The sequence below is a fragment of the Salidesulfovibrio onnuriiensis genome (genome assembly GCF_008001235.1).
GTDB lineage: Bacteria > Desulfobacterota > Desulfovibrionia > Desulfovibrionales > Desulfovibrionaceae > Pseudodesulfovibrio > Pseudodesulfovibrio onnuriiensis.
The window spans coordinates 1,318,774-1,338,670 of sequence record NZ_CP040751.1 but is presented as its reverse complement, the minus strand read 5'-3'; the positions used below and the strand labels follow the sequence as shown (position 1 = coordinate 1,338,670).

Sequence of the window (19,897 nt, the reverse complement as noted above, 5' to 3'; positions counted from 1 at the left end):
TCATCATGTACAAGATATTTGAACAACTTCTTTGCGCGGTTCTCATCGGTCTCATTCTCTGCCCGCCGGCCCTGGCCGGTGGCATCCAGGTGGACGCAGGCGCACCTGCGGCAAACCAGGCCTCCATGAGCGCAGCCGGAAACGGCGTGCCCGTGGTCAACATTGTCCAGCCCAACGGCGGCGGTGTTTCCCACAATAAATTCACGGACTTCAACGTGGCCAAGCAGGGCGTGATCATCAACAACAGCAACATGCCTGGCGTGACCCAGCTTGGCGGCGTTGTTGCCAACAACCCGAATTTCACGGACGGTCGCAAGGCATCCATCATCCTCAACGAGGTTACCAGCACCAATCGCTCCCTGCTCCAGGGCTATACCGAGGTCTTCGGCGGCGGGCATTACATCCTGGCCAACCCCAACGGCGTGACCATTGACGGCGGCGGATTCATCGGCACGCCCAGGGCAACGGTCACCACCGGTGTGCCCTCGGTCAACGGCGGCAACGTCATGCTTGGCGTCACGGGCGGGGACGTACTCATCCAGGGCGACGGCATCAACGCAAAGAACATCGACGCTTTCGAGATTGTCAGCCGCACTGCTCAGATCAATGCGGACATCCACGCTAACCGCCTCAAGATCGTGGCGGGCAAAAGCAACTACAACCCAACTACCGGCGAAGTCACCGAGGTCGCGCCCAACGGCGATCCGCTGCCTGCCGTGGTTATCGACTCCACGGCCCTGGGCGGCATGTATGCGGGCCGCATCAACCTCATCGGCACGGAAAAGGGTGTGGGCGTTAACCTGGAGGGCATCACCCAGTCCACCGAAGATCTTCAAATCACCGCACAGGGTACGATCGAGATCAAGAACAAGGTCGGCTCCGGCGGCAACCTGGCCATAGCCTCCCAAGAGGAGTCCGTGAACGTCACCGGCACGGTGACCGCCGCAAACACCGCAACCCTGTCCGCCAAGGACACCGTGCTCATCGCCAAGTCCGACCCGGCTGACGCGGCCCTGGTCAAGGCAGGTACGATCAATATTTCCGGCGGCAAGCTTGACAACCAGCATCTCATTGCAGCCGACAGCCATTTCGCCATCGCCTCGGACGAGGTGGTCAATACCGGCACCATCTATTCCGGAGGCACCGGCGCGTTCCATGTCTCCGGAACCGTGCACAACAATCGCGGCGCTATCCTCACCAAAGGCGACATGACCTTGGAAGGCGCTTCCGCCGGCCAAAAGATGACCAAGCTCCAGAACGATTCAGCAACCATCGAATCCCTGGAAAGCAGCCTGGCCATCCGCGCGCACGATCTGAAAAACAACAACCTCGATTTCCAACTGGTGGAAGGAGCAACCGAGCTGTCCCGTCTTGATGGGGTTTACCAGGGCGGTGACGACAACTGGAAAACGTATGTACTTTTCCAGCATTACGTTGGACGCTCCTATGCAGGTCCTTCGGGATGGACTGCATACCCCATGTCCAACTCCTACATTAAGCTCGATCCCTCCGTGAACGTCATTTCCAGCGAAGACCTCAGCGCGCATTTCGCGGAGTTAGAGCAGAAATGCGTTGAAAATCCCAATTTCCTGAATTCAACAGATAAATATTACATATCCATATATAAACAAATAATTGCGCAAGGTTACAAATATTTTATCGCTGCCCACGGGCAAACCAACGGTGTCATTTTTTCCGAAAGGGTGACCCACGACAGCGTCACCGGCGCGGACAAGGGCTCGCTCATAGCAGCCAGCGGCAACGTCAATATTCAAGGAGATGACGTCCAGAATATCGTCAGCACAATCAGCTCCGCCGCCGGCGACATAACCATCGACACCAATACGTTCACCAACGAGGGTCAGGACGTCTATGAACGCACCTTCGTGACCTGGGGCCGTGCTGCATTCCATTCTCACCGTTCCCCGAACATCGAATACAAGGGGGGTGGCACCATTCCCCATCTCAAGGCTATAGACCATGTCTACGGCAGTATTGATGCGGGCAACAAGGTGACGATCAATGCGGCGCATGTTGATAACGGCATCGTGGAACGCAATGGCGTCCTTCAGGCTCCTGACACCGCCGCCCAGCAGCAAAAAGTTGCAGACGTCACCAAGGAATTCCCAGCGGGGCTCACTGTCGTCAATACGGCTCCGGACCATCCGTATTTGATTGAAACAAACCCGGCTCTGACAAACCTCTCTGGGTATATCGGCGGGGAATTCCTTCTGGAACAAATTGGGACTACTGAGGAGGGGTTGACGGAAAAGCTGCTCCTTGATCCTTACCTGACAGTTCAGGAAGTGAAAAAAAAGGTCCTGGATGGGACGGGGCGACGGTTTCTTGAAGATTCCATCAAGAGCGATGCCGAGCAGGTCAAGCATTTGATGGAGAACGCTTTGGCCGCCAAGGAAAGCTTGGGCCTCAGCCTGGGCATTGCACTGTCCAAGGAGCAGATAATAGATCTGGACAAGGACATTGTCTGGCTGGTGGAGGAAGAGGTCCAGGGTCAGAAGGTTCTCGTCCCCAAAGTCTACCTCGGCCAGGGCAGCGTCGGCAGGATTGCCCAGGGCGGGGCGGTCATTGCGGGCAAAAATGTTGAGATCAACGCCGCCAATGTTTCCAACTCGGGTCTGATACTGGCTGAAGGCAATACCGTCATCAACGCGGAAAACATATTCAACCACAGGGGCACGATTCAGGCCCAGGAAGTTGCCCTGACCGCCACCGACACCATCACCAATACGGGCGGCTTCATCAAGGGTGCTGACGTTGCACTCAAGGCCGAAAACGATGTGGTCCTCACTGCGGACATGTACGATTCCCAGCTTCAGGAGACATCCTCGCGCATCATTGCCAGTAAAGGCAGTGTTGAAGCGACAAACTCCCTGAATATTGTGGCTGGTCGAGATGTCGAGATGAGCGGTTCCGGAGTGAAGTCCGACAGCGGCGCTTCTATCCAGGCAGGTCGCAATGTGGCCGTTTCTACAGTGGAAACCCACACCAAGGCCTCCATGAACGGTGACAATTTCAGCTCCCGAACCAACATCAGCACAAGCCAGGGCAGCACCATCGATGTGGCTGGGAATCTGGAACTCAAGGCTGAGCAGGACATCATCGTCCACGGCAGCGGAGTCGCGGCCCAGGGCGACGTGAATCTGCAAGCCGAAGAAAACGTCTCCATCACCTCCGCAACCAATGAAGTCGATCTCTACAGCCATGCGGACGACGCAGGCGGCATGTTCGGCGGTTCGAAGTCCTCCACATTCGAGCAGCGGGAGAGTTCCAACGTTGCCTCCGTCATTACATCCGGCGGCAATACCAATATCAAGGCAGGCTCCGACACCAGGGCCGAAGGCGATCTGGCGGTCATCGGCAGCCGCGTGAGTACCGAAGGCGATTTGGACATGCAGGCCACGGGCGAGATCATTATCGCCTCGGCTGAGGAAGAGGCTTTCAGTCATTCCCAGAGCAGCAAGTCCGGCATGTTCAGCTCCAAGTCCGAGACCAAACGCACCAGCAGCACCACCCAGGTGGGCAGCGACATCGAGTCCGCAGGTTCGGTCACCGCCACCGCCAAGCAGGACCTGAATATTTCGGCCAGCAATATCTACGGTCAGGAAGCAGTCACGCTTACCAGCGAGGAAGGCAACGTCAATATCGTTGCCGCTCAGAACGAATCCAGCTCCTACGAGAAGAAGGAAAGCAAGAAAGTCGGCTTGTTCGCCAGCGACGGACGTCTGGACTACGCCCGCATGAAGGAGAAGATGGAAAGCAACGACGAGTCGGACAGCATCGGCTCCAGCGTTGTTTCCGACAAGGACATCACCGTCACCGCGCAGAACGACGCCGTGGTGGTCGGTTCCGACCTGTCCGCGGGTGGCAATATCATCATCAATGCGGGCCGCGACGCCAACGTGCTTTCCGGCCGCAATGAAAAGAAGACCAAGAAGTTTGAAAAGCAGGCCGGACTCGGTATCGGCTTCAAGTTCACCGAAGACGAGATCAGCGTCAGCTCCGGGCTCAAGGCCACGGAAAAGAAAGAGGAGTTTTCCGGCTCCTACAATGCCAAGTCCACGCTCTCCGCAGGTGAAGACGTTACGATCACCGCCGGGCAGAACGTGAACCAGGTTTCGTCCGACATCGAGGCCGGGCAGGACGTGGCCCTGAAAGCGGGCGGAGACGTCAAGACCGAGGCCGCACACGACATCGAGAAGCATGACTCCTACGTCAAGGAGATCGAAGTCGGGGTCAAGGCTGCCGCCAAGCAGAACGTTACCGGCGCCCTGCGTACTGTGGCGGGCCTGCCCAAGACCATGACCGCAGGCAAGGGCAACAGCGCAGCCAAGGCCGCTACCGCCGCCAGCGCGGCCATGAAGGCCTATGGTGATGTTTCCTCTGCCGTGGGCACTACGGTTTCCGCATCCATCACGGGCGGTGCTTCCTACACGGAAAGCAAGGAAAGCAGCGAATCAAAGACCGCCGTGGGCTCCAACACCTCGGCGGGCCGCAACGTCACCATCGAGGCGGATAAGGACATCACCGTGGACGGCGGCCGCATCGTCGCCAATGAGGATGTGACCATCAAGGCCCGTGAAGACGTCAACATCAATTCGGCCAAGAACACCTACGAATCATCCTCCAGCACCACCAACGTGGATGCCAGGGGCGGCATCGGCGGTTCCATCGGCGCGGGAGGCATGTCCGCAGGCGTCACGGTTTCTGCCTCACTTGGCGGTTCGGAGAACGACTCCGAGGCCGAGACCAACGACAACGGCGAAGTGACCGCAGGCGAAATCCTGACCGTGGAATCCGGCAAGGACACCACCATTGAGGGAGCCAATCTCAGCGGCAAGGAAGTCGCCATGAATGTGGGCGAAAACCTTGTTGTGCGCAGCGTGCAGGATACTGCCTCTGCCAAGGGTAACAATTACAGTGTTGGCGGCTCCGCCACTGTCGGTATGGGCGTGAACGTTAGCGCCAACGTCGGCTACGGTGAGAACAAGTCCGAATCCAAATGGGTCGATCAGCAGACCTCCATCATCGGCAAGGAAAAGGTAGACATCTACACGGGCAAGAACACCCATGTGGAAGGTGCCATCATCGCCGCCGAAAACGACAATCTGGTCCTGAACACCGAGACCCTGACCTACAAGGACATCCACGATTCCGACACCAGCGAAAGCTTCAATGCCGCTGTGTCTGGTTCTGTCGGCTTTGGCGGAACCGACAAAGGTGATGGCAAGGAACAGGAACCGGGTGAAGGCCAGGGAACCGGTGACGATCAGCCCGGCGACAACCAGCAGGGAGAAACCGGTACTGACCAAAGCGGCGAGAAAAAGGACAGCGAACAAACCAAGAAAGACGACAGCACCATCCCCGGCACCGCCTCGGGCGATTACTCCAGCAAGGATAAGGAGCAGATCAACCGCGCCACCATCGGCAAGGGCACCATCATCATCCGCTCCGACCCGGACGCCGGACTGGAAGGCCTGAACCGCGACCTCGCCAAGGCACAGGAGATCACCAAAGATAGCGAGACCGTGGTCAAGGTCTATGTTGACCCGGCGACTATTAAGGATATTGCCAGCGGCGGCAAAGCGCTGCAGGAAAATGCTGAAAAGTTGGTCGAACAGTTTGAAAAAATCGTTGATAAAATCAAAGAGGCTCTTCCTGAAAACGCCAAGAAAGAACGCGACCAGCTTGAAAATCAGACTGAAATGATTCAGCGCTTGATGAATGAAGGCATCAAGAAAGATGAAGCCATCATGAAGTCAGCTGAAACAGCCGAGGCCGTCAATATTTTTCTTGAGTTGGATAAACTGAAAGAAAGAGAAAGAAATGGTGAAGAGGTAAGCCCTGAAGAATACCAAGCTGTTCTACATAATATGTCGTTAGAAAAATCATATGCAAGCATTTCTATAGAAGGAGATAATATCGTTTATCAAGAAGATGCAAATGTAGTAGGGATGTCTCTTGGTGGACTTTATATGGGAATAATGTCTAGTTTTTCTGACACATCAAAGGATATCACAGATACTATTTATGATCTCTCTGGAGCAATTGTTTATGAGCAAACAGGTTACAAAGGATGCAAAGATCAATGGGAAAGAGCAAATAAGACCGCACTTGCTGTAGGAGATTCCGTCGCCTATGCGATTACGCATCCTCTGAAAGTAGGGGAAGCCTTGGTCAAGCGGGTGGAAGAGAAGTGGAATCTTTATCAAAAACAGCTTGAAGATAAGGATTACTATGGAGCTTATTTTACCCTTGGCGGTTTGGTTCCTGACGCTGTAGAGGTTGGCGCTGCAGCCTATACAGGAGGAGTTGGAGTCTTCAAGGCCGGGTCTAAGCTTAGTAAAATGACTAAGGCTTCGTATAAGCTTGGCAAAGAGATTGCTGAAGGGCTTGTCCATAATAGCAAGAGATACGTCTTTGAACTTGCAAAAAAATATGGCGATGATGTAGTCTCCAATGCTGGTGACTTTTTTGCGGGTACTCAATACACTTCAAAAGTGCAAAACCAAATGAACGCATTTGTACACAGAGATCCATTTCATCAATTCCCGGAAATAGTTAAGAACCATCAAGATATGGGGATAGTTAGAAAAATAAAAGGAGGAGATGGAATTGAAAGATTGCAGCTTGAAATTCCAGGAGAGTATCTTGGCAAAAAGGGTGTTTTTGAATTCATGAAAGAAGCAAATGGTAATATTAACCACAGACTGTTTAGACAAATAAAAGAATGGAATAAATAATGGGGGAGCCTATGTCATTCTTCTCTGAAAAATATGACACAACTTGGCCAGATATTTATATAAACCTCCTCAAGCGCGGAATACCTATTCATGAGTATGGGATTAACAATTGGCTCTTAAGTCGAGAGGATGCTTTATTTGTCGCCAATGAATGTAAAAATAATGGAATAGCTATAGCTGGTGGCGATGTCTACGAACTATTAGACCATGAGCCTGAGCCAGCTCATGATAATTGGTATTGTGAGGTGAATACAAACGAATCATTTAACAATTATATATCTAGAAGCATTGCGAAAACAATCGAATATATAAGTACGTATAGGCACCCAAGAGGCTTCGAGCCTTATTTTATCTTTGTCCCAGTATTTGAATTGAAATAGATGGACACCAAACTTAATTCCCCAGACGAATATACAGGCGACCCGCTTCGGCGGGCCGTTTTATTTTGTGCTGCAGTTTACATCAAATCGGACACATGAAGTGATTCATGCCAATTCTCCTCCCATTGAGAACGCGAGCAACATCTTTCTGAATTCCTGCTTACGAGATCGTTCCATCCTAATTCTTTCCGCTATAGCCCTGTACGCCTTTTACCCCGGCCAGCCGGACGAAATATCACCCTCAAGGCCGGTGAAGACGTCAACATTTATTCAGCCAAGAACACCTACGAATCATCCTCCAGCACCACCAACGAGGATGCCAGGGGCGGCATCGGCGGTTCCATCGGCGCGGGAGGTATGTCCGCAGGCGTCACGGTTTCTGCCTCACTTGGCGGCTCGGAGAACGACTCCGAGGCCGAGACCAACGACAACGGCGAAGTGACCGCAGGCGAAATCCTGACCGTGGAATCCGGCAAGGACACCACCATTGAGGGAGCCAATCTCAGCGGCAAGGAAGTCGCCATGAATGTGGGCGAAAACCTTGTCGTGCGCAGCGTGCAGGATACTGCCTCTGCCAAGGGTAACAATTACAGTGTTGGCGGCTCCGCCACTGTCGGCATGGGCGTGAACGTTAGCGCCAACGTCGGCTACGGTGAGAACAAGTCCGAATCCAAATGGGTCGATCAGCAGACCTCCATCATCGGCAAGGAAAAGGTGGACATCTACACGGGCAAGAACACCCATGTGGAAGGTGCCATCATCGCCGCCGAGAATGACAACCTGGTCCTGAACACCGAGACCCTGACCTACAAGGACATCCACGATTCCGACACCAGCGAAAGCTTCAATGCCGCTGTGTCTGGTTCTGTCGGCTTTGGCGGAACCGACAAAGGTGATGGCAAGGAACAAGAACCGGGTGAAGAGCAGGGGACCGGTGACGATCAGCCCGGCGACAACCAGCAGGGAGAAACCGGCACTGACCAGAGCGGCGAGAAAAAGGACAGCGAACAAACATACGAGTTGAGCAAAGCACTCTCTTGAACAGCGGGAAGCGTCGGCCAGACGTTCAGGCCCAGCACTGTGTGATGTTCATACCTAGTGGATGAATCGTGCCCCAATTTCCGAGCAAGCTCCGGCACAAGATTTTGAAAAGAAAGCGAAAACTTACCGATATCATGGACACTTGCAAAAAATACCAACAAGCGCTGAATATCCATCCTCGCACAAGGCGATAGGGTTTCAATCGTATTCACCAACAACGGATTCGCTGTCAGAAAGGCTTCAAACGTTGCAGCAACATCAAGGCAATGATTCCTCAATTCGTGCCAACGACCATCAGAGTATGACTTTCCCCAATAATTCATGCTTCACTGTCACTTCAAATCAATGGTTACATATTGATACCAAATGAATTATCTATTCACAGAAGTGGGTTTAAGAAACTGGATCATGGCTTAAGGAGGACGTAAAAAGCCCAAAGGAAGCTTTTGATGCCTAAGAAGAGAAGAAGTATTTTCCGCTGAGTTCAAAACCCGCGTAGCCCTCGGGCTTGGCCCACTAAACAGCGTAACTCGTTAAACTGTTCACCTTAAAAGTACTGCTCAGTGGCCCAACAAAGTAAACCCACTTCTCGAGTCCGACTCAAAAATCATTTTCCTATACAGGCAAAAATGACTACCACCTCCCCCCACCAAGGGCAACACGTTGAGACCATGGAAAGACATCAATGGCCACTTAAAGACAAATTGCAGCACTTAAACAGGTAGCAATTCAACTCTGAGCCCTTTCCCCTGGTCTCCTTTGACAAATTCTCTCTATAGCCATATTCTACTACAGAAGAATAGAAGAATGGAGACCAATATGACCATAAAGAAAAAGAGCAAAGCGGGTTTCTACCTGACTCAAAAGACCATTGATCGGCTTGAGAAGCGTTATCTCTTGCTCAAGCTGGAGGGAATCCCAGTTGTGAAATCCGATCTTGTCGAAATCGCACTGGGGATGCTTTTTGACGATCTCTCGCGGGGTGATGATTCCACAGTGAAGGCGAAACTGACTGCAGCCCTCTAGGAGGACGACATGCCACATTTGCACCACTGGCGGGTTCTTTACGCAGAACCACAAAAACCGTTTTTGGCTGCACGGGTCTGCACAAGCTTCCCCTCAGCCGTTGACAATCCTTGCCCTCGCATCACCAGCCAAATACCACATGGCGACGTTCAAGAGGGAGACACCATTATTTCCAAGTCGGGTACATCCTACCACCTTGGGGAGCCTCTGCCCTCTGATGACGATTGCGAATTTGCAAGAGGCCTCCTTCTGCAGCGTTGCGGCAAAAACGCCGAGGCGGAAGGTAGAATCCTCTCCGTGTATCAACTTGAGGAAGCCTGCAAATTGATCACCGAAATCTTGACCGGCGAAGAACCGAGTGAAAATTGACTCATCTCAACGAACTTGAATCAAATGAATCACGCGCAGTTTTTTTATTCGCGGTAGGCTCAGCATGCCTACCGCGAATATAGGCTTATGGCTATTTCGATGCTTGAATCATGACAGATTTGAGCCTGCGAAAAGGTGACGTGATTCAAGCTTCGGGAAAGCCATAAGCCGCCCCTTCCCCTTTGAGGGGAGCTGCCAGCGACAGCGGGCAGAGGGGGTGAATGGACATCAATAGAATCTTTCTGGGACGTCTCAATGCAATTAGAGAAGGTCAAACAACTCGCAATCAGGATCGCATCAAAACGGCTCTCCAAACGATCGGCGAAAGATTACGCAAACGCCTACGCCATGCTGGACGACTCCAACCTGACGCCGCAGGAATATGCCGAAACCTGCGCCCACAACTCCGCCCCCATCAGCCAAGGCAGATACTACGTCCTCAAGGGGGGCTACCAACACGGCCTTGCCTGCCGCATCGAAATGACCCTTGAAGAGATCAAAGCGCTGGACCGACATGGCCAAACTGCTGCCGATGATCAAGTAGCCCATCTGAAAAAGATTGTACGCCGCGACTGCCAAAAACTGGCCGAACAAAAGGCTGACTACGCCCGGACACGATACCGAAACAATCTCGACGCGGCACACGATGTCCCGTTCAATTCGAAGCCTCGCAAAGGGAAACGACAATATCTCGGACGGCTCAACCGGGCCTATCCAGATTGGCAGGAGCGGGTATATGCGACCCTCGCAAAACAGCACCGCCCGCTTGTTGCAACTTTGGCGGTTACCGGATGCAGGCCGGACGAATTTTCGAAGGGAGTTCAATTAAGGATAGCCGAAGGCGTGCTCATTGCCACCATCTTCGGCTCGAAAACGAATAGCGGTTACGGCCAGAAAGTCAGGACGATGACTTTCGATCCGTCCACTCCAATGGAGCAGGTCTTATTCACAATAGTGGAACAGGCAGGAGGGGCGGTCGAGCTCCGGGCAGCCGCAAGCCAACGAGCCATCCGCGAGGCGTTCCGACGGGCTGTAACCAAAGGTCTGGGAAAAACTTGGGCGGACAAGCTGTCCCAATACAGCTTCAGGCAACAGTTTGCCGCCGATCTGAAAAAGGCTCGACTCGACAAGGAACTGATAGCGCTCGCGCTCGGCCACTGCTCTGATATGACACAAGGGCATTACGGCTTGGCAAGGCAAGGACAAAAGGGAACTCGACGCGGACTTCGAGAGGTCGAAGGGAGTCAACCTGTGAAATCAAGAGCCCCCAAACTGACAAAATCACCGTAAGGACTCAGAGCTTCCTACCGGAACCAACCTTTTGAGGTACAGAATTTCATAATCCCGATAGCGCACGGAATAAGTATGGCAAATCCCGTCACTACGCCCCAGAAGCCATTCTTCAAAGAGATTCCTACCCATCCCCCTGCGAATAGAGCCGCACCCATCACAGGCAAAAGCAAAAAGCTGCCGGAACCGTCAATTCTTTCTCCATGCACGGCATGGCAGTTCTCACAGACGGAAACCCCTTTAGGCACAATTCCGCCGCAAAATGGGCATTTTCCGTCTTCGGCTGTGTTCACATACGTAAAATGTTTTTTACTCATTACTTTCTCCAGGTTAGCAATACTATCAGCCACCGATAGATACTTATAGTCTGTAGACTTATAGGAGTCAAATACCCATGCGAATGTTCGGGGGAATATCGCATGGCAGGGAATTACACGCCGAAAGAAAAACAGTTTTTGAAGCGACTTGGTAAAGCCATCAAAGAAAAGCGCACTGAGGAAGGCATCTCACAAGAGAAGCTTGCGGAAATCACGGGCCTTCACCGCACCTATATCGGATCCGTAGAACGGGGGGAAAGGAACGTCAGCGCAATCAACATCAAAACATTGGCGGGCGCACTGAAATGCAAACCGAGCGAGCTGTTTCAAATTGCAGAATAGCAGACGGAACTCATCGCCAGATCGATTCGGCTTCGATTTTCTTTTGAAGCCATTCCTCAATGACCGGGACAGGCCAACCAAGCCGGCGACCCAAATGAACCGGACGGGGAATAGCTTCATAGTTACGCCGTTGCCAGTGACTACGGACCGCTGCACTGGTCATACCGAGAAGGTCGGCGAGCTCGTAGACATTCAGAACCTTCAAACCGGAGAATTGTGTTTTGTGTGTTTCCATGCCGCCAACGCTAACAGACGAGGTATGGGAAGTGGTTGCTCAAAACAAAAAAGATGAAGCCGTTTCTAGCACAATTCAGCAAAGGACATCACATTTCAGGGTAAGGCCATGGCAAGACCAGCAAACCTTCTCATAGACAGACTCCGCTCAAGGGCATGGATCAGCTCGTTTTTAGCTGAACTGCAAGGCCTGACTAGATGCAGTGAAAGGATTTCCCCGACCGATGCCAACAGAATCATTAACGACATCTTGTCTGGGACAACCCTAGCCCCCTGCTCCCGAGAGTTCCTCACGCAACTCTTTCCAAAAGACGATCTCCCTAATTTCACCTCGCAGCTTCACCGTTGGATATCTGGAAATGCGTGCACCTCCGCCACCCACAGCCTGATCAAATTGTTTCCGTTTTCTCAACTTGTACACACAATCGGCATTCCCCAATCGCCCGCCAGGCACAACGTGGGAATATCTGACGAGGAATTCGCCACATTCGCCCCGGACGAAGCACGACAAGGCAAAGCCTTTGTTTTTGATTTCTACGATGCTCCTCCGCTATGGACTTCGGTGAAAGGAAGCCCGTCCCAGATACTGAAAGCATGGAGAAATGTCTCGGCCAGGGGTTGGCTTTTCTGGCATCCCGATTATGCCCATGTCGACTACTATGAGGTCGACCTATCTCACCTAAAATGGACCATGCCCCTGCTTCCGACAGAACATTTCCTCAGAGACGAATCCTCACTGTCATATGCCTTGGACGACCTCACCGAAACGAGTCCGCCTCCCATAGTTGATTTGACAGCTCGAATCGCCTCCGCCCGACTCCTGGAGGAAAAGAGAATAAACATATTTGAAGGCTCATTCCCCACAAGAGAAATCGAAATTGAGCTTTCCCCATTCGGCATCCAGTTGGATGACATATGGGAGGCTCTGGGAGAAGTGGGATGCACTCTCCGATTCGTTTAGCTATTGAGTTCCATCGACTTGTCGAGGTCGTAATATTTGCTTTTTCCTTTCTGAATGATTAATCTCGCTGCATGAAGAGTAATCAGAAATATACCTTCGCAAAGACTAAACGCCCCAAAACAAAAGTTGAAGTCATGACTCGTCGCTTCATGCATGCCAAGGCTTCACTTGAGATCGAAGGGTTCCGCTTGACCAATGAAGAGGTTGCCGTTTTCGAAGAGTGCATCCATAAGGAATGTACTCTGGAAGAACGCAGCAAACTCTTGAAGGAACGCTTCCCTAATTATGACTACGCGATACGCGCATAAAGACGCATACACATACGAAAACTCGTCCGTCCTGAGAAACAAGGCGGGCCACAGAGACCAAGAGGCGCTTGATAAGTTCGAGCGCCTTTCTGTTGCCAACCGCATAGTAGAAGACCCGCCCATCGGCAACTTCGACTACCAGCATATCAAGGCCATCCATCGCCACCTGTTTCAGGACGTCTACGACTGGGCTGGAGAGGAAAGGACCGTTTCCATCAGCAAGGGAAAGACTCCTTTCTGCAATCCCCGTTTCATCGCTAATTCAATCTCCGCCCTCGCGGGAGAACTAGCCAAGGAAAATCTTCTCAAAGGATCTACCCCAGACACTTTCGTTGAGCGAGCCGCCTACTACATGCTGGAACTCAACATGGCCCACCCTTTCAGGGAAGGAAACGGTCGCACGGGGAGATATTTCCTCTCCCTTCTGGCAAACAATGCCGGATATGAGGTGGACACGGATAAGCTCAAGGAGGGCTGGCTGGACGCTTGCAGAAAAGGCGTACGGGAGGAGCAGTCGATGCGCGACTTACTCGCCAGTGCTTTGAGCATTTACGTGGACTAGCCGTACGCCAAATGTGTTCTTCATGATACACCATGCGTTGGCCATGGGGGAGATAAGACCTCTAACTAGAATTAAGGAAGTATCACTATGTCCAGAAGGGAAATCCAAGAAGCGCATGAAACCGCCGTAATTGACATGTTCCTCGAATGGTACAACGCGACAAATGGGTATTCATACATTGTCGAGGAACAACCCGACCCGCCAGACGCAATTCTGTACGATGAAGAGGATGGGGACAGGACTTGGGTTGAAGTTACTGACGCATTTTTTTCTGACGACTGGGCACGAAATCTATACTCCCACGCAACCCCTGATGAAGACGATTTCGACATGCAGTCCTCACAAGTAAACATGGACGAAAGGCATGCCCACAGATTTGTTGAGATCGTCCAGAAGAAGCTTTCCAAAGAATCCTATGCTCCCTTCCATGAAGAGCATGGACCAGGCACACTCATCGTCTCATTACAAAGCCCTTGGTTCGACGACCAGACGGCCGATGAAATGGATCGGATCCAAAACGAAAGGAATCTGGAAAACAAAACAGACTATTTTGACGAAATAATTATTTGCTGGCGTTCTCAGGGTGGCTATGCATTCGCAGAATGGGAGCTGCCTTGAGAAAATGAAGACGGTGATCGAGGTAGTATACCAGTCGGGACTTCTCTTCACTCGAACCTGAAGTATTAGAGCATGTTCGATGCAACCAACCGCATTCATCACGCTGCATCATGCTTCATCATGACGTTTGCAGTTCTTCAAATTCGACGATCTCCAACAAAAAAATGCATCTTTTTTTGCTCCAATTCTGCTCCACTGAGTCTGAACTTTCCCGATTAATCAAAATTCATCATACTAGATTAACTGTTTGATTTTAAAAGATATATAATTACAACACGCTGCAATTATTGACCACGAAAAGCGATTCGTAATCAGTAGGTCGTCAGTTCAACTCTGATCTCTGGCTCCAGGAAAATCAAAGGGTTTAGCAAGTTGCTAAACCCTTTTTTTATTTCTGGCACATTCTTGGGACAACACCTATAAAGCGGCCCCTGTTACCATATCCCCGAATCACGAGGCCACCAGATTCAAGAGAAGCACGCCGCCAATGATCATGGCATAGGCGATGCCTTTCGCCATGGTGACCGACTCGCCGAAAAGTACGGCCGAAATAAGAGCAATGGATACAATCCCCACGGCGGACCAGATGGCGTAGGCCACTCCAACGTCAATCTGCCGCATGGCTCTGGACATGCAAAAGAACGAAACAGCGTAAAACGAGACAACACCGGCGCTCGGCAACAGTCGAGAGAAGCCGTCGGCTGTTTTGAGGCACATGGTGCCGCACACCTCGCTAAAAATGGCCACATAAAGCAAGATCCAGGATTTAAGCATGAGTGCCTTTGGATGATACGCTATACAAGCGTATTGTCAGGTTGAAGGTTGGTATCTGCGCACCGTTCTGAAGCCATGAGCGTTAATGCGATGAAGCTGACGGCCGAAACCAGCAGGCCGGGCCAGACAGGGTCTATGGCAAACCATGTGTTTTCGGGATCCATGCCCTGCCCTATATACCAGAGGGAGACGGTGCAGAGTGATGCGGACATGCTCCAGAAGGCTGCGGATGAAGTGGCGCGCTTCCAGAAGAACACCGCCATGGTGGGGAAGAACAACCCCGCGGAATTGAATGTGAATGCCATGACCAAAATGGACATGATGTCCTTGAAAAACCATCCGATGAGAGCGCCCGCCACACCGACGCAGATCGAACTGGCAATGGAAAGACGAAGCACGGTTTCCCTGGAGGCCGCCGGGTTGATGTAGCGGTGATAGATGTCGCTGGTGAGATTTGACGACGCACAAAGGATGCAGGTGTCGGCCGTGGACATGATGGCGGAGAGGATGGCGACCAGCAAAAGCCCTTTGATGCCCACGGGCAGGACATGCATGATCAGTCCTATCAATGCGGAAGCGCCGCCGGGAGCACCCGTGCCGTCGGGGAAAATCACCCTTGAGCTCATGCCGAGGAAACAGATGGAACAGGAGATGACCAATGCGGCCAGAGCGGCATAAAGCGTGCCCTTGCGTGCGGCTTTGCAGGAGGACGCGGCATAACATCGCGTGAAGCTGTCCATGGACGTAAAAAAGGTCAGCACCATGCTGGTAACCATGGCGAGAATGGTGCCCCACCCCCAATTGCCCCAATCATAAAAATCGGCAGGCAGCTCCGTTACCAGCCTTTCGATGCCGCCCATGTAGTTCCACGTCAGCGGAACCGTGACGAGCGTGATGCCCCCGAGCACCAGCAGGGATTGGAATTTATCCGTGGTTTCCACGGCAAAAAAGCCACCCATGGAAGTATAAAGCACGGTCACCGTCGTGGCCACGACAAAAGAGATTCCCAAAGACTGGCCGCTTATGGCGGCAATGATATGGGCGGCGGCGATGAGCTGTCCGGCGATATACCCGAGATAGGCGGCGACGGTGGTCAGGGTGCTCACAATGCGCGTCCGGCTGTCATAGCGTTCCTCGATCAGGTCCGGATAGGTGATGTGCTTGTGGGTGTCTCCCAGCTCTTTGATGCGCGCCGCACAGGTCAGGGCGAACAAGAGGAAACCGATGAAAATGCTTAAAGCGTACCACAGGGCGGAGATGCCCACCTGGTACGATTTCTCCGCACTCCCCACAATGGCCGCCCCACCGACCCACGACGACATCCACAGGGCGGCCAGGGAGAGAACCCCGACCTTTCGGCCCCCCACATAATAATCGTCAACATCCTTATGCCGTTTGTTGGCGCGGAACCCGATGACAAGGAGAGTGCAGAAATACAGAGCCAGAACAAAGTAATCGACGGTATGCATGTGTTCTCCCTGATAGGCGCCGCAAAAGTGTAGCAGGCTGCCCCGCAGGCAAAACGGAGCAGCCTGTTTTGATTATTCAGCCAGCACGACGAGGGCGTCAGCGGCGAATACGCCGCGCCCCTGCTCATAGACAAAGACCGGGTTGCAATCGAGTTCCGCAAGGGAGTCGCGGTGTTCCGCGGCAAACTCCGAGATCCGGGCGATGGTTTTGGCAAGGGCGTCAATATCCCGAGGCTGTTGCCCGCGACAGCCGGCAAGGAGCGGCTGCGAGCGCAGGCTGTTCAGCATCCCAAGGGCTTCCCGTTCGGAAACCGGTGCGGGGAGCATGGCGGTGTCCTTGAACACTTCCACGAAGACACCGCCCAGCCCGCACAGGATACAGGGGCCGAATTGCGGGTCGTTGCTCACCCCCACAATGACCTCAAGGCCGGGCGCCAGCATTCGCTGAACGAAAACGCCGTCCACCTTGGCCGCCGGAGCGTTGGCGCGAGCGTTTTCCATGATCTGCTCAAAGGCCCGGCGCACGCTGTCGGCGTCGGCCAAATGCAGCATGACGCCGCCCATGTCCGACTTGTGCCCGATGTCTGCCGAAGCGATTTTGCAGACCACGGGAAAACCCAGTTTCCCGGCCACTTCCGCAGCCTGGTCCGCACTGGTGGCAATGGCCCCTTCCGGGAGCGGGACGCCATAACCGGACAGGAGCTCCATGCTCTCGAATTCGGAAAGCGTGCGGCGCTTTGCGCCCATGGTTTTCCGAGGCACGGCCGCCTCGAGACGATGGGCCGCCGGATCGTACTCTATGAATCTCTTGAGGTGCCCCAGCACCTTGAAGGCATATGCGGGCGGCGGGAGCACGGGGACTCCCAGCTCTGCGAGTTTGCTCAGGTATTCCGGATTGCGGCTGTTCTCCACAAACGGAAGCATGGCCACAGGCTTGACGTTGCCGCCCGCCACCACTTTTTGGATGCCTTCGGCCATGTAGTGAATGGCCGGGTCGGCAATCTCCAGCAGCAGGGTGTAGCCCAGAATGACCATGTCCACCCCCGGATCGTCCATCACGGCCTGGAGCGTCCCGGCGTATACGTCCGCGTCGTAGGAGATGGAGGCAGTAGAATCCAGCGGGTTGGCCGGGCTGGCATACGCCGGCAGCAATTGATTCAACTTTGCCAGCGTCGCGTCGGTGAAGTCGGGGTAGTCGATGCCGTACATCTCGCCCAGGTCGGCACACATGCCGGTTTCACCACCGGACAGGCTGATGGCCGAGAAACCCGTTCCCCTTGGCAATTCAGGCAAGGTGGAGAACAGCACGGTCGTGGCCAGCAATTCTTCGAGGTCGTCCACGCGAATAACGCCGAACTTTTCGAAAATCGCGTCATAGACCCTGTCGGCTCCGGCCAGGCTGCCGGTATGCGAGGCGGCCACAAGGCTGCCCTTTTCACTGCGGCCGGTCTTGAGCACGACCACGGGCTTGCGCATTTCCGCCGCCCTTTTCAGGCAGTCCAGGAATTTCGCCGGAGCCGTGACGCCTTCCAGGTAAAGGCCGACCACCTTTGTCTGCTCGTCGTCGATCAGGTACTCCAAATAATCTTCCATGGTGACGACGCTGCTGTTGCCGGAAGAGATGGAATAGGAGAAGCGCATGTTGGGGCTGTCCATGAGCGAGAGGCACAGCTGCCCGCTCTGGGAGACAATGCCCACCCCGCCTTTGCGATCGCGTTCCTCGGAAATGAACGCAAAGGCGCTGATTCCGTCATTGTAGTTCATGAATCCTGCGCAGTTGGGCCCCATCAGCGCGATGTCCAGTTCAGCGCACACCGACCGGAGTTCTTCCTCGGCCCGCCGCCCTTCTTCCGTTCCGACTTCGGAATAGCCGCTGGCGTAGACCACAGCCCCGCCAGCGCCTTTTGCGGCTGCTTCCCGCAAAAGCGGGACAACCGTTTTCTGCGGAGTGCATATTATGACCATGTCCACGTCTTCGGGCAGATCCGAGACCGACTTGTAGCACGGACGGTCAAAAAGCCGCTCCCGCTTGGGATTCACGAAATAGACATTGCTGTCCGGTGCGTAGGCCAGGACATTGCGGCAGGTGTCGCCGCCGAATCCCTCCTTGTCGCTGGCCCCTATGATGGCCATGGATTTCGGAGAAAGCAGTTGTTTCATGCCCATGGATCTAGTCTCCTTTCACGGCCGAGGCACCGCCAAGGAAGCAGGCCCGGTTGAGGGGGGTATTGCGGCCCTTGGCGTCAAAGTAGGAGTCGATGCCGTCGGCAAAGGATTCCACCGGGAAAAGGCCGGTGGCGGCAATGGCGGCTCCGAGCATGGCGATGTTGGCCCCACGGGGATTGCCCATTTCCGAGGAAAGGGCCGTGGCCGGGACATCGATCACCCGCACCTCGGCGCGGACAGTGTTCATGTCCACCATGGTGGAGTTCACGATGATCGAGCCGTCCGGGGCGACCATGTCCTGCATGGTATCCACGGACTCCTGGTTCATGGCGATGAGCACGTCCGCCATGTCAAAGAAAGGATTCAGAATCTCCGAATCGCTGATGCGCAGCCGACAGCTTGCCGTTCCGCCGCGCATCTCCGAACCGTAGGCGGGAACCCATGTAACCTGTTGCCCGCCAGCCATGGAAACGTTGGCCAATACCAGACCTGCCGTGAGCACGCCCTGTCCGCCGAATCCGGCGCAAATTACGCTAAGCATCGGTGAGCACTCCCTCTTTGATGAATTCTCCGGTGGGGAAAAACTTCTTCACATTGTCATTCATATGGTCCAGAGCGCCCTGCATGGTCATTTTCCAGTTGGTGGGGCACGGGGACAGGATTTCCACCAGTCCGTAGCCGTTGCCTTCGATCTGGTTGGTGACCGCAGCCTTGATGTATTTCTTGAGCCTGATGATTTCCTTGAAGGAACCGACGCTGCCCCGGGCCAGATAGCCGATGGGGAGCTGGCGCATCTGGTTGACGATATTGAGCGGCTGCCCCGCCAGAGCGGGGTCCTTGCCGGCGGGCGAAGTCGTGGTCCGCTGCCCCGGCAGCGACGTGGGAGCCATCTGGCCGCCGGTCATCCCGAAAATGCCATTGTTCACGATGAACACGGTGATATTTTCGTTGCGTACCGCCGCGTACATGGTTTCGGAAAAACCGATGGCCAGGGAGTCGCCGTCCCCCTGATAGGTGAAGACAAAATTTTCCGGGCGCACCCGTTTGATGCCGCTGGCCACGGCCGCTGCGCGGCCATGGGGGGCCTGAACCCAATCCGTGCCGAAGGTGTCGATCATCAGACAGGCGCAGCCCACCGCCACCGAACCGATGGCCATGTCAGCCAGCCCCATCTCTTCCAGCACTTCGGCCAGCACCCGATTGATGATGCCGTGCCCGCATCCCGGACAGAACTTGTTATTCTCAACCAGTGTTTTCGGTATTCTTTTTTCTGCCATGA

General features: G+C 53.8%; 18 protein-coding genes. 11 read left to right on the top strand and 7 right to left on the bottom strand.

From position 1 onward, the window contains the following. Window positions 1–5: 5 nt before the first annotated feature. From FGL65_RS06150 to FGL65_RS06140, 3 genes are all read left to right on the top strand, one after another. Window positions 6–6,761 (top strand): hemagglutinin repeat-containing protein, encoded by a 6,756-nt coding sequence (locus FGL65_RS06150; RefSeq protein WP_147820172.1) that lies wholly within the window; start codon window positions 6–8, stop codon window positions 6,759–6,761. A gap of 11 nt (window positions 6,762–6,772) precedes the next feature. Further along, window positions 6,773–7,141 carry an Imm40 family immunity protein gene (imm40, locus tag FGL65_RS06145; RefSeq protein WP_187170559.1) on the top strand — a complete coding sequence of 123 codons (369 nt, stop codon included), beginning with the start codon at window positions 6,773–6,775 and terminating at the stop codon, window positions 7,139–7,141. A gap of 156 nt (window positions 7,142–7,297) precedes the next feature. Then, window positions 7,298–8,182 carry a hemagglutinin repeat-containing protein gene (locus FGL65_RS06140; RefSeq protein WP_147820170.1) on the top strand — a complete coding sequence of 295 codons (885 nt, stop codon included), beginning with the start codon at window positions 7,298–7,300 and terminating at the stop codon, window positions 8,180–8,182. Here FGL65_RS06140 and FGL65_RS18735 read toward each other — a convergent pair. Continuing rightward, window positions 8,083–8,505 (bottom strand): CRISPR-associated endonuclease Cas3'', encoded by a 423-nt coding sequence (locus FGL65_RS18735; RefSeq protein ID WP_147820169.1) that lies wholly within the window; start codon window positions 8,503–8,505, stop codon window positions 8,083–8,085. The two genes, FGL65_RS06140 and FGL65_RS18735, sit on opposite strands and share 100 nt — an antisense overlap. Before the next feature lie 496 nt (window positions 8,506–9,001). On the opposite strand from FGL65_RS18735, the gene FGL65_RS06130 reads away from it, so the two are divergent. From FGL65_RS06130 to FGL65_RS06120, 3 genes are all read left to right on the top strand, one after another. Next, the gene (locus FGL65_RS06130; protein WP_147820168.1) at window positions 9,002–9,208 is read left to right on the top strand and encodes a hypothetical protein; all 207 of its coding nucleotides are present in this window, start codon (window positions 9,002–9,004) and stop codon (window positions 9,206–9,208) included. Window positions 9,209–9,217: 9 nt separating this feature from the next. Then, window positions 9,218–9,577: a hypothetical protein gene (locus FGL65_RS06125; protein ID WP_147820167.1), complete on the top strand. Its 360-nt coding sequence runs from the start codon at window positions 9,218–9,220 to the stop codon at window positions 9,575–9,577. 255 nt (window positions 9,578–9,832) lie between these two features. Beyond that, the gene (locus FGL65_RS06120; RefSeq protein WP_147820166.1) at window positions 9,833–10,867 is read left to right on the top strand and encodes a site-specific integrase; all 1,035 of its coding nucleotides are present in this window, start codon (window positions 9,833–9,835) and stop codon (window positions 10,865–10,867) included. 14 nt (window positions 10,868–10,881) lie between these two features. Here the strand turns inward: FGL65_RS06120 and FGL65_RS06115 are convergent, their stop codons facing one another. Next, complete coding sequence (locus FGL65_RS06115) at window positions 10,882–11,184, bottom strand: hypothetical protein (protein WP_147820165.1); 303 nt, start codon at window positions 11,182–11,184, stop codon at window positions 10,882–10,884. Between the two features lie 102 nt (window positions 11,185–11,286). Between FGL65_RS06115 and FGL65_RS06110 the strand changes: the two genes are divergently transcribed. From FGL65_RS06110 to FGL65_RS06095, 5 genes are all read left to right on the top strand, one after another. Continuing rightward, window positions 11,287–11,526, top strand: coding sequence for a helix-turn-helix domain-containing protein (locus FGL65_RS06110; RefSeq protein ID WP_147820164.1), 240 nt, complete (start codon window positions 11,287–11,289; stop codon window positions 11,524–11,526). A 343-nt stretch (window positions 11,527–11,869) separates the two neighbouring features. Next, complete coding sequence (locus FGL65_RS06105; protein ID WP_147820163.1) at window positions 11,870–12,721, top strand: hypothetical protein; 852 nt, start codon at window positions 11,870–11,872, stop codon at window positions 12,719–12,721. 71 nt (window positions 12,722–12,792) lie between these two features. Further along, window positions 12,793–13,029: a hypothetical protein gene (locus FGL65_RS18195; RefSeq protein WP_187170558.1), complete on the top strand. Its 237-nt coding sequence runs from the start codon at window positions 12,793–12,795 to the stop codon at window positions 13,027–13,029. Beyond that, window positions 13,007–13,591 carry a Fic/DOC family protein gene (locus FGL65_RS06100; protein WP_147820162.1) on the top strand — a complete coding sequence of 195 codons (585 nt, stop codon included), beginning with the start codon at window positions 13,007–13,009 and terminating at the stop codon, window positions 13,589–13,591. The genes FGL65_RS18195 and FGL65_RS06100 overlap by 23 nt, the downstream gene beginning before the upstream one ends. 87 nt (window positions 13,592–13,678) lie before the next feature. Beyond that, window positions 13,679–14,209, top strand: a complete 531-nt coding sequence (locus tag FGL65_RS06095) for a hypothetical protein (RefSeq protein ID WP_147820161.1) — start codon at window positions 13,679–13,681, stop codon at window positions 14,207–14,209. 450 nt (window positions 14,210–14,659) lie between these two features. Here FGL65_RS06095 and FGL65_RS06090 read toward each other — a convergent pair whose 3' ends face one another. The 5 genes from FGL65_RS06090 to FGL65_RS06070 all read right to left on the bottom strand — a co-directional run bounded on the left by FGL65_RS06090 (window position 14,660) and on the right by FGL65_RS06070 (window position 19,895). Beyond that, a complete protein-coding gene (locus FGL65_RS06090; RefSeq protein WP_147820160.1) occupies window positions 14,660–14,983 on the bottom strand; it encodes a DMT family transporter in 324 nt (107 codons plus the stop codon). 20 nt (window positions 14,984–15,003) lie between these two features. Next, window positions 15,004–16,452: a sodium:solute symporter family protein gene (locus tag FGL65_RS06085; RefSeq protein ID WP_147820159.1), complete on the bottom strand. Its 1,449-nt coding sequence runs from the start codon at window positions 16,450–16,452 to the stop codon at window positions 15,004–15,006. 72 nt (window positions 16,453–16,524) lie between these two features. Beyond that, window positions 16,525–18,618, bottom strand: a complete 2,094-nt coding sequence (locus tag FGL65_RS06080) for an acetate--CoA ligase family protein (protein ID WP_147820158.1) — start codon at window positions 18,616–18,618, stop codon at window positions 16,525–16,527. Between the two features lie 4 nt (window positions 18,619–18,622). After that, window positions 18,623–19,159 carry a 2-oxoacid:ferredoxin oxidoreductase subunit gamma family protein gene (locus FGL65_RS06075; protein WP_147820157.1) on the bottom strand — a complete coding sequence of 179 codons (537 nt, stop codon included), beginning with the start codon at window positions 19,157–19,159 and terminating at the stop codon, window positions 18,623–18,625. Beyond that, window positions 19,152–19,895, bottom strand: coding sequence for a thiamine pyrophosphate-dependent enzyme (locus FGL65_RS06070; protein ID WP_147820156.1), 744 nt, complete (start codon window positions 19,893–19,895; stop codon window positions 19,152–19,154). The genes FGL65_RS06075 and FGL65_RS06070 overlap by 8 nt, the downstream gene beginning before the upstream one ends. Between the last annotated feature and the right edge of the window lie 2 nt (window positions 19,896–19,897).